This is a genomic window from Providencia sp. PROV150 (genome assembly GCF_028481025.1).
Taxonomy (GTDB): domain Bacteria; phylum Pseudomonadota; class Gammaproteobacteria; order Enterobacterales; family Enterobacteriaceae; genus Providencia; species Providencia hangzhouensis.
On sequence record NZ_JAMPPJ010000011.1, the window covers coordinates 1 to 14,947 of the forward strand.

General features: G+C 40.1%; 13 protein-coding genes and 1 riboswitch. Of the genes, 9 read left to right on the top strand and 4 right to left on the bottom strand.

All coding sequences use genetic code 11. The features are described from left to right. Nucleotides 1–69: 69 nt before the first annotated feature. Nucleotides 70–1,467, bottom strand: coding sequence for a H(+)/Cl(-) exchange transporter ClcA (gene clcA / locus PSE83_RS09165; RefSeq protein WP_004262096.1), 1,398 nt, complete (start codon nt 1,465–1,467; stop codon nt 70–72). Between the two features lie 303 nt (nt 1,468–1,770). On the opposite strand from clcA, the gene hcp reads away from it, so the two are divergent. Then, nucleotides 1,771–3,423, top strand: a complete 1,653-nt coding sequence (hcp, locus tag PSE83_RS09170; RefSeq protein ID WP_004262094.1) for a hydroxylamine reductase — start codon at nt 1,771–1,773, stop codon at nt 3,421–3,423. Nucleotides 3,424–3,498: 75 nt separating this feature from the next. Further along, nucleotides 3,499–4,503, top strand: coding sequence for an NADH oxidoreductase (gene hcr, locus PSE83_RS09175; RefSeq protein WP_096863196.1), 1,005 nt, complete (start codon nt 3,499–3,501; stop codon nt 4,501–4,503). A 103-nt stretch (nt 4,504–4,606) separates the two neighbouring features. On the opposite strand, the gene PSE83_RS09180 is transcribed toward hcr, so the two are convergent. Continuing rightward, nucleotides 4,607–4,843 (bottom strand): HEAT repeat domain-containing protein, encoded by a 237-nt coding sequence (locus PSE83_RS09180; protein WP_004262089.1) that lies wholly within the window; start codon nt 4,841–4,843, stop codon nt 4,607–4,609. Nucleotides 4,844–5,429: 586 nt separating this feature from the next. Continuing rightward, nucleotides 5,430–5,601: riboswitch (M-box (ykoK) riboswitch) on the top strand. Nucleotides 5,602–5,674: 73 nt separating this feature from the next. On the opposite strand from PSE83_RS09180, the gene PSE83_RS09185 reads away from it, so the two are divergent. After that, entirely contained in the window at nt 5,675–6,745 is a 1,071-nt protein-coding gene (locus PSE83_RS09185) for a magnesium transporter (RefSeq protein ID WP_004262087.1), read from the top strand. Between the two features lie 32 nt (nt 6,746–6,777). Here the strand turns inward: PSE83_RS09185 and PSE83_RS09190 are convergent, their stop codons facing one another. Next, nucleotides 6,778–7,311, bottom strand: a complete 534-nt coding sequence (locus PSE83_RS09190; RefSeq protein WP_096863314.1) for a SprT family zinc-dependent metalloprotease — start codon at nt 7,309–7,311, stop codon at nt 6,778–6,780. Between the two features lie 106 nt (nt 7,312–7,417). Between PSE83_RS09190 and PSE83_RS09195 the strand changes: the two genes are divergently transcribed. The 3 genes from PSE83_RS09195 to PSE83_RS09205 are packed head-to-tail and all read left to right on the top strand — an operon-like array spanning nt 7,418 to nt 8,598. Beyond that, entirely contained in the window at nt 7,418–7,744 is a 327-nt protein-coding gene (locus tag PSE83_RS09195) for an ArsR/SmtB family transcription factor (RefSeq protein ID WP_004262083.1), read from the top strand. 1 nt (nt 7,745) lies between these two features. Then, a complete protein-coding gene (locus tag PSE83_RS09200) occupies nt 7,746–8,183 on the top strand; it encodes a YeeE/YedE family protein (protein ID WP_004262082.1) in 438 nt (145 codons plus the stop codon). A 4-nt stretch (nt 8,184–8,187) separates the two neighbouring features. After that, nucleotides 8,188–8,598 carry a DUF6691 family protein gene (locus PSE83_RS09205; protein ID WP_004262080.1) on the top strand — a complete coding sequence of 137 codons (411 nt, stop codon included), beginning with the start codon at nt 8,188–8,190 and terminating at the stop codon, nt 8,596–8,598. Between the two features lie 70 nt (nt 8,599–8,668). Here PSE83_RS09205 and metK read toward each other — a convergent pair whose 3' ends face one another. Next, entirely contained in the window at nt 8,669–9,820 is a 1,152-nt protein-coding gene (metK, locus tag PSE83_RS09210; RefSeq protein WP_004262078.1) for a methionine adenosyltransferase, read from the bottom strand. A 719-nt stretch (nt 9,821–10,539) separates the two neighbouring features. Between metK and speA the strand changes: the two genes are divergently transcribed. From speA to PSE83_RS09225, 3 genes are all read left to right on the top strand, one after another. Beyond that, nucleotides 10,540–12,444, top strand: coding sequence for a biosynthetic arginine decarboxylase (gene speA, locus PSE83_RS09215; RefSeq protein ID WP_004262076.1), 1,905 nt, complete (start codon nt 10,540–10,542; stop codon nt 12,442–12,444). A 459-nt stretch (nt 12,445–12,903) separates the two neighbouring features. Further along, nucleotides 12,904–13,824: an agmatinase gene (gene speB / locus PSE83_RS09220; protein WP_094961355.1), complete on the top strand. Its 921-nt coding sequence runs from the start codon at nt 12,904–12,906 to the stop codon at nt 13,822–13,824. A gap of 336 nt (nt 13,825–14,160) precedes the next feature. Then, complete coding sequence (locus PSE83_RS09225) at nt 14,161–14,940, top strand: acetoin reductase (RefSeq protein ID WP_004262072.1); 780 nt, start codon at nt 14,161–14,163, stop codon at nt 14,938–14,940. Nucleotides 14,941–14,947: the final 7 nt, after the last annotated feature.

Below are 14,947 nucleotides of genomic sequence, written 5' to 3' on the forward strand. Positions count from 1 at the left end.
CCGCCAAACATAATATGTTTGTCAGCAGTCTGAGTTGCCGCTGTCGGCAACTCTTTTTACTTCGACTATTTAAGTTTTGTCAGTGACAGGCGGAGCGGTTTCTTTTTCGCTACGGGCTAAAGTTTTTTCCAGCAATACAGAATATAGCGGTTTGCCACCTAAAAATTGAGCCATCATTGTGGCGCCAATGCAGGTAATAATCATCGGTAAGATTAACTGGTAGTTATTTGTCATTTCTAAAACTAAGACTATCCCAGTTAATGGGGCTCTGACGGTTGCGGCAAATAAAGCTCCCATGCCTGCAATAGCGAAAGTCCCCACTTCAATTTGGTAATTAGGGAATATTTCGAGGGCGGCGTAGCCGAAAACACCACCAAATAATGTCCCAAGGGCGAGTAAAGGAGAGAAAATACCACCTGGAGCCCCAGAGCTAAAGCTAATCGTCGAAGTTAAAAACCGCAAAGCAAAGAATATGAATAACAAAGTGATGGTAAATTGGCCTGCTACCATCTGGTGGATCACGGAATATCCACCACCTACAATTTCAGGCAGGTAAACGCCAATTGCACCACAAGCACCACCAATTAACCCGCCCATCAATACAAAGCGAGAAATTTTATTTTGGTAAAATGCTAAAAATTTACTTTGTAGGTACAATAAAAAACCATTAAAACAGATACCGATAACACCAAACATTAATCCTAAAATTAAATAAAGCCATAAAGTATTCATAGGTGCAGAAGAAAATTGGCCGATATTTAATACAATAGCTTCTCCATTGATTAGCCGATAGACAATGGTGGAGGTAACAACACCGATAAATACCGCTTTAATTGAAATTAAACTGTATTTAAATTGCGGACGCATTTCTTCAATAATAAACAAGATGCCAGCTAAAGGGGCATTAAATGCTGTAGATAAACCTGCCGCCGCACCAGAGGCAAGCAAGGTGTGGCGTGACTCATTATCTTTTAAACGAAATAAATCATAAAACATTTGGCTAAGGTTCGCACCAAGTTGCACGGTTGGTCCTTCACGGCCTAATACCATACCTGAGCCCAATGTTCCTAATCCACCAATAAACTTAACTGGGATGACTCTCCACCATCTTACGGGGCGTAAATCCTGTAATGCACCTTCAATTTCTGGGATCCCAGACCCACCAGATTCAGGAGAGAACCGTTTAACAAGGTAATAGCCTAACATGGCAAGAAGTGCCGAGATAAAAAACATCCCAACAACCATCAGCCATTTTGGGGCAACCCATTCACTCACCGATTGCACGCGATAGTTGCTAATCCAAGTTGTTCCTAATTCAAATAGTGAACCGATAAGACCGACCGCCGCACCAATGAGTGCCGCAAGTAGTAAGATTTTTACAGGTGTTTTATCTGATTCCTTTAGCCGTTTAAAAATCCGCAATCGGGTTTTTATCATAGATTTACTAGCTGAATTTACCTGGCTCATCTTTATTGGATTCTCTTTATACGATGGAATAACAAACACTTATAGGTAAGTATAACAAGAGTTATCGTAAGAGCGTTATCAGGATATAAATAAAATGCAAAATAGTGCATTTAAGCAAGAAAAGTGAAAACAAAACCAACAGTACGAATAGCATACTTTCATTACTGTGAATAGTTCTCATTTGCAATGAATATTAATATAGATCAATAAACCATTAGATAATGAATAATTCCACTTTTTTATTCTAATAAAGAGCGTAGTCTTAATGTTGTATTTGAAATGCAACTTTAAGAGGCGAACAACATGTACTGTGTGCAATGTGAACAAACAATTAGAACTCCAGCTGGTAATGGCTGTGCATACGCGCAGGGTATGTGCGGTAAAACAGCAGAAACTTCTGACCTACAAGATTTATTAGTTGCTGTATTGCAAAGCTTATCTGCAAGTGCAGTCACTGCCCGCTCACTGGGTATTATTGACCATGATATTGATAGTTTTGCTCCGCGCGCATTTTTCTCTACTTTAACCAACGTCAATTTTGATTCAGAGCGTATTATCGGTTACGCCCGTGAAGCTATTTATTTACGTGATAAATTAATAAAACATTGCCAATCCGTGAATAGTGTAGTGGCTTTCAATCATCCATTAATTAGTTTGCAATTAAATGGTACTGACATTCCAACCTTACAGGCACAAGCGGCTCAATTTTCATTAGATATTGATAAAGCTGAAGTCGGCGAAGACATTCACGGTTTACGTATGTTATGCCTATATGGCTTAAAAGGGGCGGCAGCCTATATGGAACACGCCCATGTTTTAGGTCAGTATGATAATGAGGTTTATGGCCAATATCATGAAATTATGGCTTGGCTGGGAACATTGCCATCGGATATGAATGAACTGCTTGATAATGCCATGGCAATTGGTCTGATGAATTTCAAGATCATGGAAATTTTGGATGCAGGTGAAACGAGCGAATTTGGTCACCCAACTCCAACGGAAGTCAACGTTCGTCCAGTCGCAGGGAAATGTATTTTAATTTCAGGTCATGACCTGAAAGACTTAAAAATGTTGTTAGAACAAACTGAAGGTACGGGTATCAATGTTTATACCCACGGCGAAATGCTGCCAGCACATGGTTACCCAGAACTGAAAAAATACCCTCATTTAGTCGGTAACTATGGTAGCGGTTGGCAAAATCAGCAAGTGGAATTTGCAAAATTCCCTGGGTCTATCTTGATGACCTCTAACTGTATTATTGACCCTGATGTTGGGGATTATAAAGACCGTATCTGGACGCGTAGTATTGTGGGTTGGCCGGGTGCAAAACATTTAGTGGGTGATGATTTTTCTGCAATGATTGCTCAAGCTCAGTCACTTGCCGGTTTCCCGTATACTGAAATCGAGCACAAAATTACGGTTGGTTTCGGTCGTCAAACACTGTTAGGTGCGGCAGACGCGGTGATCGATTTAGTTTCACAGAAAAAACTACGTCACGTATTCCTTGTTGGTGGTTGTGATGGTAGCCGTGGCGAACGTAGCTATTATACGGATTTTGCCCGTAGTGTACCTGAAGATTGCTTAATCCTTACACTCGCATGTGGTAAGTATCGTTTTAATAAATTAGATTTTGGCACATTAGAAGGGCTACCACGCTTACTGGATGTGGGCCAATGTAACGATGCATATTCTGCCATTATGCTTGCGGTGAATCTATCAGAGAAACTTGGTTGTGGTATTAATGACTTGCCATTGAGTCTGATTCTGTCTTGGTTTGAGCAAAAAGCGATTGTCATCCTTTTAACATTATTAGCGTTGGGTGTGAAAAATATTTACACCGGCCCAACAGCACCTGGTTTCTTAACTGAAAACTTATTAAATGTGCTAAATGAGAAGTTTGGTATGCGTAGTATTACGACAGTTGAGCAAGATCTGGCAGAAATTTTACCTGCATGATCAATAAACCGATAGAGAAAGCTTAAAAACGATGTGAAAGATGGGGGCTGCGACCCCCTTTAAAGGAGTAGCGCGATGACCATGCCAAGCAGTTTATGTCCAAATAGAATGCAAGTTCATTCTATTATTCAAGAAACATCAGATGTCTGGACAATCAACCTTATCAATCATGATTTTTATACATATTCACCTGGTCAATATGCTTTGGTCAGCATTAAAAATAGTGATGATGTCATGCGTGCTTATACTCTTTCATCATCACCGGGGCAAAGTCGTTTTATTTCCATTACTGTCAGGCGGTTAGACGATGGTGAAGGGTCAAATTGGTTAACACGTTCGGTTAAAGAAGGCGACTATCTTTGGCTTTCTGAAGCGCAAGGGGAATTCACCTGCGCTAATCTAAAAAACACTGAGTATTTGATGTTAGCTGCTGGATGTGGTGTGACACCAATTATGTCAATGACACGTTGGCTGATGGTGAACCGCCCGAGCTCCCATGTAAAAGTACTATTCAATGTTCGCGATGATAAACAAGTTATTTTTGCCGAGGAATGGCAAAAACTCGTCCGCTTATATCCAGAACGGTTGCAATTGTGTGTTATGGCAGAAACACCAGATAATGGCGATATTGCACAAGGACGTTTAACTGAAGAGAAATTGAAAGCGTTAGTACCCGATATTGATTCACGAATTGTGATGACGTGTGGGCCTGTGCCTTACATGAAAAATGCACAGCAATTTGCTGCTAATTTAGGCGTCCCTGCTGAACATTTCTTTATGGAGCGTTTTTCAACTGAACCAGAGGTTGTTGATAGTGAAGATATTCTTATATTAAAAATCCGTCAACGATTGGTCGACTTTAAAGTCCCAGTAGGTACTTCTTTATTATCTGCACTGGAGCAAAATAAACAGCCCGTTATTGCAGCTTGCCGAGCAGGGGTTTGTGGAAGCTGTAAAACAAAAGTGTTATCAGGTAAATACACAACAACAAGCACAATGACATTAACTGAAGCAGAAATAGCTGAGGGCTATGTTTTAGCTTGTAGTTGCCAATTACAGGGTGACACTGAAATAGCGTAAAATTATATAACATGTGCAAACTGTCTCATTAGAGTATTAATGGGACAGTATTATTTAAAATAAATCATAGTAATTATTTACAATACTCAAAATGAGAGTGCAATTAATGTTTCGGTAGTGAGCTATGTAAAAAATAAATAGATAATTTACTTAATGTATTAATCGCTGATACAGCAACCTCTTTGTTTGGATCCTGACATAAGTCTATGATTCGTATGATGGCATCATTATATTCAATCGTTGCTTTGAAATCACCTAAAGCAGAAATGGCAGCAATTTTGATTTCATCGTTTACGCGAAATGTTAGTTTCGTTAACATTCCAACAATTACTTTATCCATAATAAAACTTTCACTGTTATATAAAATAAAAAATATTCTAAGATAATTCTTGTAATATTTAATACTAAATTGATATCTGCAATTAAATATTAACAATTTAAAAGAATGCTTTTTAATGATAATTTCGAATTAAATAATGCCTTAAGTGTATTTTCTTACTTCATTATTTGTTTGTTGGCTTATTTTTAATATAAAAAACCAACTAATGACTGATATTAGTGATTACTTGTACTCTAATAAAGCGTTTTAATTATATTAAATTGGGCTTACTCCTTTATATTGTTTTTTTTGTATTGTACGGTAAATAGTGAATTAAGTTTTGATTAATTATCGGTAAGGTTTACTAAATAATATTACAAATGATACTTTGATTTCTCAAAGGGTTGGTTATTGATAAGTAAATAAATATATTTACTTCAATTCTAATATTCATTCTTATTATTAGTTACATTTTGTTACTTTATAAAGATATATTTAATATAAACTTAAACAGAACCTAAACAATAAGTTTTCCATGCGTAAAAAAACGTAGATATAGGGTGGCAATTAATTCACCAATGGGTATAATTCGCGCCGCATCCAAAGTGCAGTATCTCGTTAGGCGAGGCTCCTATACAAACATAGGTTACTGATCTGACGACGTCGAGAGACGCCCAAGATTAGGACAGGATATATCGACCGAAGGTATATCCCCATGTAACTTCCTGCTAAGTCAGGATACGTTGTATAGTGCTAAAACCGAGACGAAGAGATAGCTTTCGCATTCTCTCATCTGGTTTCGCCCCTATGTGAGTACTGTTTGAGTAACCAACAGTAATAGGGACTAAAAAAATGACATTCACTACCCAGAACAAAGCGGGAGCAGTTGCTATTGCTCAATCCGCAATGAAAGGCGCACGCCTCAAAGACAATAACACACAGCCAGCAAAAGTTGATGATGCAACAGTCAGCGCTTATATGAGTCAATCATATTTGCCAGTATCTGTCGCAGACTCAATAGCTTGCGTGAAAAAAAATCTTATTGAACACCTTGATGGCGAGCAAATCCCAACCTATTTATTTGTTGTCGACAATGACAATTATTTAAATGGCATTCTTTCAGTTAAATCATTATTAGCTTCACCTGAAAATTTATTAGTGTCTGATATCATGCGACACAATTATTTTTCTGTTGCCCCAGAACAATCACGTCATGATGTTTATGATCTGATTAATCATAGCGGTTTAGATATGATACCTGTGGTGCAATTTGGCAAATTAATGGGTGTTTTGCGTCCGCAAGATATCGCCGAACTGATTGAAGATGAGAATACACTCGATGCGCAGCTACAAGGCGCTACTACCCCATTAGATGAGCCCTACTTAACGACAAGCCCTGTAACTTTATGGCGTAAACGTGTCGTTTGGTTGTTGATGCTATTTGTGGCCGAAGCGTATACAGGTACTGTATTAAAAGCATTTGAAGAACAGCTCGAAGCCGCAATTTCGTTAGCATTTTTCATTCCGCTGTTGATTGGTACAGGCGGTAATAGTGGAACACAAATTACATCAACATTAGTCCGTGCAATGGCATTGGGCGAGGTGAGTTTACGTAACCTTGGTACCGTACTGAAGAAAGAGGTTTCTACCTCATTTTTAGTGGCGGTGACCATCGGTGGTGCGGCATTAATTCGTGCATGGATTTTAGGTGTTGGCCACGAAGTGACTATTGTGGTTAGCTTAACCATCGTTGCCATTACAATGTGGAGTGCGATTGTTTCTTCAATTATTCCAATGGTATTGAAGAAAATGAAAGTGGACCCAGCAGTTGTTTCTGCCCCGTTCATTGCAACTTTCATTGATGGTACAGGCTTAATTATCTACTTTGAAATCGCAAAATTAGTGATGACGGAGTTTGCTTAAGCGCACACCTCAAACTTGATGCGGCAGAAAGTCTAATTTTCTGCCGCAGCGACAGAAATCCCTTCTTGTTTCAATACTTCTCCACATTTTCGACATAAATATTGGTTTTCACCACGTAGTACTTTGTTGTGGCGGCGTATGGTTAATTCATGGGACACTTCACAGGCACAACGGTAGAGAAATGTTTTACTTTTTACTGTTGTAACCACAAAGTTATGTGTACGTTTCGCCGTGACTTCCAGTACGTGTTGCATCATCCATTTCCATTCTTTGCCATGAGGTGCGATACCTTTGCGGCCAAATACATGAAAAACCAACAAATGCGCTAATTCATGAGGCACAACCTCATCAATAAATTGCTCTGTATTTTCGATAAGTAAACTGGGGTTAAGGCGAATTTCCCATTCTTTTAAGTAAGCACTACCCGCAGTTGTCCCCCGTTGTTTGTAATTAACCGTTGGCTCTGAAAATGATTGTTCGAGTTTGTGTTCTGCAAGTGCGAGTTTTTCTCGCAATGTGCGCATGACTTGTTGCTGTAAAAAGAGTGGAACACGGATTGTTTTCATGGGGTAAAGGATACGTGAAGGTAATGGACATAAACAAGCAATAATTGACAGTAATTATATAAAAACATATATTGTATTTTTATATAATATTAATTAGAAATAACATATGCCCAATAATACCTCTGAACAGCAACTGTTAGCGATGAAGCAGGCCGCATCAGAAACGGCTTCATTATTGAAAACACTAGGGAATCCAGATCGCTTAATTTTATTATGCCAATTAACACAGGGTGAAGCCTGCGTTAGCGAGTTAGAAGAGCAGTTAGGAATATTACAACCGACACTCTCTCAACAATTAACAGTATTGCGTAATGAAGGCTTAGTGATGACGCGTCGAGAAGGAAAGCGCATTTACTATGCGATAGCAGATGAAAAATTATTTACGTTGCTCAATACGTTATATCAGCTTTATTGCCCTGTGAAGGAGAAATGAAATGACAATAGATTGGGCTAATTTTACGCCACTTTCTGCCGCGATTGGCGGTGTGCTGATTGGCTTAGCCGCAGCAATTTTATTAGTATTCAACGGTCGTATAGCAGGTATCAGCGGTATTTTAGGCGGTTTATTGAAACCAACTAAGGGGGATACTGCATGGAAATTGGCATTTATTATTGGTTTGATGAGCGCCCCAACGTTGTTTACTTGGTTGGCGTATACACCAGAAGTTAACATTGCGACCAGCACACCTATTTTAGTATTAGCTGGGTTATTTGTCGGTTTTGGCTCACGACTGGGAAGTGGCTGTACTAGCGGTCATGGGATCTGCGGCATGGCAAGGTTATCCCGTCGTTCAATTGTTGCAGTATTAGTCTTTATGATTGTTGCTTTTGCGACAGTCGCATTAGCCAACCATTATGGGATAGGGAGATAAAGCAATGCCTATTCTTATCGCATTAATTTCAGGGATACTGTTTGGTTTAGGATTGGTCATTGCCGGGATGGGAAATCCAGCAAAAATTTTGGCATTTTTAGATATTACGGGAACGTGGGATCCTTCTTTATTAATTACGATGGCAGTTGGAATGGTAATCAGTGGTATTGCTTTCTTAGGGGTTAAAAAACGCTCTGTTAGTGTACTTAATTGCCCATTGCAAATTCCTACCAATCAAACGATAGATAAAAAACTAGTCACCGGAAGTGTGTTATTTGGTGTGGGGTGGGGGTTAGCAGGGATCTGCCCAGGACCTGCATTATTGTTAACAGGAATGGGATTGACACAAGGGATAATATTTACATTAGCAATGGTTGCGGGGATGGCTATCTTCCAGTTTACGCAAAAAAATTAATCGCTCATTGTGAGCAATAAAAAACCCATCATTTGATGGGTTTTTGTATGTGACTTATTGACTAAAGAGATTACAGGCCTGCAGCGGCACGCAATGCTTCAGCTTTGTCAGTTTTTTCCCAAGGGAACTGAGAACGACCAAAATGGCCATATGAAGCAGTTTGTTGGTAAATCGGGTGTAATAAATCAAGCATTTTGATTAAGCCATAAGGGCGTAAATCAAAGAATTCACGAACTAATTGAATCAATAATGACTCATCAACTTTACCTGTTCCAAAGGTTTCTACCATAATCGATGTCGGTTCTGCCACGCCGATAGCGTAAGAAACTTGGATTTCACAACGGTCAGCAAGGCCCGCGGCGACAATGTTTTTTGCCACGTAACGTGCTGCATAGGCTGCTGAACGGTCAACTTTTGACGGGTCTTTACCAGAGAATGCCCCACCACCATGGCGAGCCATACCGCCGTAGGTATCTACAATGATTTTACGGCCTGTTAAACCGCAGTCACCCATAGGACCACCGATGACAAAGCGACCTGTTGGGTTAATAAAGTATTTTGTATCTTTTGATAACCATTCTGCCGGTAGGACTGGCTTGATGATTTCTTCCATCACGGCTTCATGCAGGTCTTTTTGTTGAATATCTTCAGAATGCTGAGTCGATAAAACAACAGCGTCAATACCGACAATTTTATTATTGTCGTATTGGAAAGTAACCTGACTTTTTGCATCTGGGCGTAACCATGGCAATGTGCCATTTTTACGGACATCTGCTTGGCGTTGAACTAAGCGGTGTGCATAAGTAATAGGAGCAGGCATTAATACATCAGTTTCGTTGGTTGCATAACCAAACATTAGGCCTTGGTCACCAGCACCTTGTTCTGATGGGTCAACACGATCAACACCTTGATTGATATCGGGCGACTGTTTACCAATCGCACTTAAAACGGCACATGAATTGGCATCGAAGCCCATTTCGGAACTGGTGTAGCCAATTTCGCGAACAGTTTTGCGCGTGATTTCTTCAATATCAACCCAAGCACTGGTGGTGATTTCTCCCCCGACCATTACCATACCTGTTTTGACGTAGGTTTCGCAGGCAACGCGAGCTTTCGGGTCTTGTTCCAGAATAGCATCAAGTACTGCGTCAGAGATTTGATCAGCAATTTTATCTGGATGCCCTTCTGATACAGACTCAGAAGTAAAGAGATGTGTAGCCATGAGATTAATACCTTAAGAATTCGCAAATTTATAATTGGATGTTTTAACATCTAGACGGCTATTTTAGTCCCATACAGTAAAAATTTCTACCTGTATTTATATAAAAAACGAATAGAGACATAAAACAACCATTGGTAAAGTTTTATCGCAATTTAGTCATTTTGGTTTTGCTTTTTGAGCGCAATAGATGTATAAACTGCGACCGTAACGGATGGTTGTTATTTCCCGTTATATACCAGCAGAATAATATAAAACTTCTGCTATCTATCAGGAATGTTTATAAACTTTTGAATTTCAATAAAAAATAAGGTGATATAGCTTAAATCAACAGGTCAAACTGCCAAAATAGTGCTACCACATTGAAATTTTAAAGGGGTAAACAGTTATATTGGGGGTTAATGGGTAATGATCCATAATCTACTGAATAACAGTATCCAACCGTCATATGCGGATCGCCGCGTGACTTTGGCATTTACTTTCCTGTCATTCTTTACTTCATCACGAAGTTACCGTCACATCTTTAATACACCTTCGAGGCTGAGTCATTAATCTGTCAGCTTAAGGTCGTATATTGTCACTGTTTAGAAGTTCTAAGCACTTTTTATTAAAATCTGAGTATTGCCGTTTCCCCGACATAACTGCCTTGCAGTGTTATGTCTTCACTGACATACATCAGGAAGGAGAACGCGTCACTCACCCCTCCATAAAAGGAGTTTATTATGAATGATAATATCGCTCGCAAAATGCGTCAGACGTACAACATCGCGTATTGGGGTGGTGGTTACTATCAGGTGAATGAGCGCGGAAATGTCTGTGTTTGCCCGAACCCTGAGAACCCTGATACCTTTGTTGATTTAGCTGACCTCGTTAATCAGGTTAAAGAAGAGCAGGAGCATTTACGCTTGCCTGCATTGTTTTGTTTCCCGCAAATCTTGCAGCACCGTTTACGTTCAATAAATGCAGCATTTAGACGTGCACGTGAGTCCTATGGCTATAAAGGCGATTATTTCCTGGTTTATCCAATAAAAGTTAACCAGCAACGCCGAGTCATTGAATCACTGGTTAATTCTGGGGAACCGTTAGGGCTTGAAGCGGGTTCAAAAGCTGAATTAATGGCCGTTTTAGCGAACGCAGGTAAAACACAAACCGTTATCGTCTGTAATGGATATAAAGACCGTGAATATATCCGATTAGCATTAATTGGGGAAAAATTGGGTCACAAGGTTTACCTTGTTATCGAAAAAATGTCTGAGATTGAGATGGTATTGGCAGAAGCGGAAAGCTTAAATGTCACGCCACGCTTAGGGGTTCGTGCCCGTTTGGCTTCCCAAGGCTCAGGTAAATGGCAGGCAAGTGGCGGTGAAAAATCTAAATTTGGTTTGGCTGCAACTCAAGTACTGCAATTAGTGGAAATTTTACGCAATGCCAATCGCCTAGATAGCCTGCAGTTGCTTCATTTCCATTTAGGCTCCCAGATGGCTAATATTCGTGATATCGCAACCGGTGTCCGTGAATCAGCCCGTTTTTATGTTGAATTGCATCGCCTAGGAGTCAACATTCAGTGCTTTGATGTGGGTGGTGGCCTAGGTGTTGACTATGAAGGTACTCGCTCTCAATCCGATTGCTCAGTCAACTATGGCTTAAATGAATATGCCAACAATGTCATTTGGGCGATTGGGGATGCGTGTGAAGAGTTTGATTTACCACATCCAACGGTAATTACGGAATCAGGCCGTGCGTTGACAGCGCACCATACGGTGTTAGTGTCCAATGTGATTGGGGTTGAACGTAATGAATTTACCAAAACAACACCGCCTCATGAAGATGCGCCACGTTCATTAATTTCCTTATGGGAAACGTGGGAGTCAATGCAGCACCAAGGTAATAGCCGTTCATTACGCGAATGGTTGCATGATAGCCAGTTCGACTTACAAGAAGCGCACACTCAATATGCTCATGGTGTGTTAGATTTGACCCAACGTGCATGGGCAGAAGAGTTATACCTAAATATTTGCCGCCGCATTCAACAGGATTTAGATCCAAGCAATCGTGCTCATCGTCCGATAATCGACGAACTCCAAGAGCGCATGGCTGATAAGTTTTATGTGAATTTTTCCTTATTCCAATCGCTACCAGACTCTTGGGGAATTGATCAAGTGTTCCCAGTATTACCGATTGAAGGGTTAGATAAACCATTAGACCGTCGTGCAGTACTGTTAGATATCACCTGTGACTCAGACGGTATTATTGACCATTACGTTGATGGTGATGGCGTTGAAACCACAATGCCAATGCCTGCATATGACCCAGAAAACCCACCAATGATAGGTTTCTTTATGATTGGGGCATACCAAGAAATTTTAGGTAATATGCATAATCTGTTTGGTGATACCGCAGCAATAGATGTCTGGGTTGATAGCCAAGGTAATCTGCGTTACTTGCAAAGTGAAGAGGGCGATTCTGTCGCAGATATGCTGCAATACGTCAAATTAGTCCCAGAAGTCCTATTAGAAAGCTTCACAGAGCAAGTAAAAGGGACAGGCTTGAGTGAGCAACTGCAAAAAGATTTTGTAGAAGAATTTGAAAATGGCCTATATGGGTATACTTATTTAGAAGACGAGTAAATGCTCAATGCGCGTTATATTTCGCACCGTCGCGTTGTTGGCTGCATTTGCCAACCCTAGCCACATACTTGTGTATGCTCCTAGGGATTGGCTCATTTTGCCGCCTAGCGACAGCACGAACTATTTAGCGCATTAATATATGAGGCTAATGCATTCAATGTTCGTTATGTTTCAAGTGGTGGTGTAGCAACGCTCGGCTATTTGGGGCACATACTTGTGTATGCTCCTAGGGATTGGCTCATTTTGCCGCCTAGCCACAACATGAACTATTTAGCGCATAAATGCGTCATAGGGCGCTATATGTTTCATAGAGCATTAAGATAGTGAACAGATAATAACTTTGTGCAAATAACATGATTTGTTTATTATTTATACTGTGCGAAGTTGATTTAGGTAGAACGATTCGAATCGAATATTAAAAGGGCTTGCTAACGGGCAGGCCTATTTTGAGGAACAGAAATGATTAATAGTACTTTAGGCAATCAAGTTGATAATTCACTGGTTTCTAACGCATTTGGTTTCTTACGTTTCCCGCTGAATTTTCAGCCTTATAGTTCAGATGCAGAGTGGGTGATCACCGGTGTACCCTTCGATATGGCAACTTCAGGTCGTGCAGGTAGTCGTCATGGGCCAGCCGCAATTCGCCAAGTTTCCACAAATCTTGCATGGGAAAGCCACCGCTGGCCTTGGAATTTCAAGTTAACAGACCGTTTGAATGTTGTTGACTGTGGTGATGTGGTATTTGCTTTTGGTGATGCACAAGATATGAGTGACAAGCTGCAAGCACACACTGAAAAACTACTTGAATCAGGTAAACGTTGCTTGACCTTTGGTGGTGACCATTTCGTTACACTGCCATTGCTGCGAGCTCATGCGAAACACTTTGGTAAAATGGCCTTAGTTCATTTCGATGCACACACGGACACCTATGGCAATGGTAGCAAATTTGACCACGGAACCATGTTCTATCATGCACCAAAAGAAGGTCTGATCGACCCAAATCATTCAGTACAAATTGGTATTCGTACCGAACATGACAGCGACAATGGCTTTACTGTATTGGATGCAGGTCAGGTGAATGATCGTAGTGTGGATGATATGGTTGCGCAAATCAAAGAGATTGTTGGCGACCTACCTGTTTACTTGACTTTCGATATTGACTGCCTTGATCCAGCGTTTGCGCCGGGGACAGGAACCCCTGTTATTGGTGGTTTAACGTCAGATCGTGCATTGAAATTATTGCGTGGAATACAGTCTTTAAACATCGTGGGTATGGATTTAGTCGAAGTGGCTCCGGCTTATGACCAATCTGAAATCACGGCACTCGCCGCAGCGTCTATTGCATTAGAAATGCTGTATATCCAAGCTGCTAAAAAATAAGTTATTTATATTTTACTGTATCAAGAAGCCACCGATTGGTGGCTTTTTTATATCCACAATTTATCTATGTGATTATTATTTATACTGAAAATGAAGGAATCGCACTTTTTGTTTATTGAGTTGAGAATGATTTTTATTAACAATAATCTTGTAATTTACGTATATATGCTTTTTTCTACGGTAAAAAAAATATATTCACCATGTTAATAGTGTAATATTTTTTATAAATATTAAATGTTAGAGTAAAATCATTGCTTTGTAACTTATTGTTATTGTTGCTAACTTAATATTAAAGGTGAACTAGTCAATTTGGCTATTACTCAGTAGGAGATAAGTATGGCGTTAAATAATAAAGTTATTTTAGTTACTGGTGCAGCTCAAGGGATTGGCCGTGGTATCGCATTACGTTTAGCGAAAGAAGGGGCTGATATCGCACTGGTAGATTTGAAAAAAGACAAGCTTCAAGATGTTGCCAAAGAAATTGAAGCTTTAGGCCGTAAAGTAACAACATTTGCCGCAGATATCAGTCAACGTGACCAAGTTTTTGCTGCGGTGGCTCATGCAGAAGCTGAGTTAGGTGGTTTTGATGTAATGATTAATAACGCAGGGATTGCACAAGTTAAGCCAATCGCTGATGTTCGCCAAGAAGATATGGATTTAATCTTCAAAATCAACGTAGATGGAACCATGTGGGGAATTCAAGCCGCCAGTGAAAAATTCCAAGAACGTAAACAAAAAGGAAAAATCATCAACGCCTCCTCTATTGCAGGACATGATGGTTTTGCGATGTTAGGAGTTTACTCCGCTACAAAATTTGCGGTACGTGCATTGACTCAAGCGGCTGCAAAAGAGTATGCAAGTTCAGGTATAACTGTGAATGCTTATTGCCCAGGTATTGTTGGAACAGATATGTGGGTAGAGATTGATGAGCGCTTCTCTGAAATCACCGGTACGCCAAAAGGTGAAACCTATAAAAAATATGTCGAAGGCATCGCATTAGGTCGTGCGCAAACGCCAGATGATGTGGCTGGTTTGGTTGCATTCTTAGCGAGCGATGATTCTGACTATATTACTGGTCAATCTATTTTGACTGATGGCGGGATTGTGTACCGTTAATTCACTT

Coding starts and splice junctions, on each gene's coding strand:
- PSE83_RS09205 (WP_004262080.1), top strand. CDS start 8,188: ATGCCTATTCTTATCGCATTAATTTCAGGGATACTGTTTGGTTTAGGA.
- speB (WP_094961355.1), top strand. CDS start 12,904: ATGATTAATAGTACTTTAGGCAATCAAGTTGATAATTCACTGGTTTCT.
- clcA (WP_004262096.1), bottom strand. CDS start 1,467: ATGAGCCAGGTAAATTCAGCTAGTAAATCTATGATAAAAACCCGATTG.
- PSE83_RS09180 (WP_004262089.1), bottom strand. CDS start 4,843: ATGGATAAAGTAATTGTTGGAATGTTAACGAAACTAACATTTCGCGTA.
- PSE83_RS09225 (WP_004262072.1), top strand. CDS start 14,161: ATGGCGTTAAATAATAAAGTTATTTTAGTTACTGGTGCAGCTCAAGGG.
- PSE83_RS09185 (WP_004262087.1), top strand. CDS start 5,675: ATGACATTCACTACCCAGAACAAAGCGGGAGCAGTTGCTATTGCTCAA.
- hcp (WP_004262094.1), top strand. CDS start 1,771: ATGTACTGTGTGCAATGTGAACAAACAATTAGAACTCCAGCTGGTAAT.
- metK (WP_004262078.1), bottom strand. CDS start 9,820: ATGGCTACACATCTCTTTACTTCTGAGTCTGTATCAGAAGGGCATCCA.
- hcr (WP_096863196.1), top strand. CDS start 3,499: ATGACCATGCCAAGCAGTTTATGTCCAAATAGAATGCAAGTTCATTCT.
- PSE83_RS09190 (WP_096863314.1), bottom strand. CDS start 7,311: ATGAAAACAATCCGTGTTCCACTCTTTTTACAGCAACAAGTCATGCGC.
- PSE83_RS09200 (WP_004262082.1), top strand. CDS start 7,746: ATGACAATAGATTGGGCTAATTTTACGCCACTTTCTGCCGCGATTGGC.
- PSE83_RS09195 (WP_004262083.1), top strand. CDS start 7,418: ATGCCCAATAATACCTCTGAACAGCAACTGTTAGCGATGAAGCAGGCC.
- speA (WP_004262076.1), top strand. CDS start 10,540: ATGAATGATAATATCGCTCGCAAAATGCGTCAGACGTACAACATCGCG.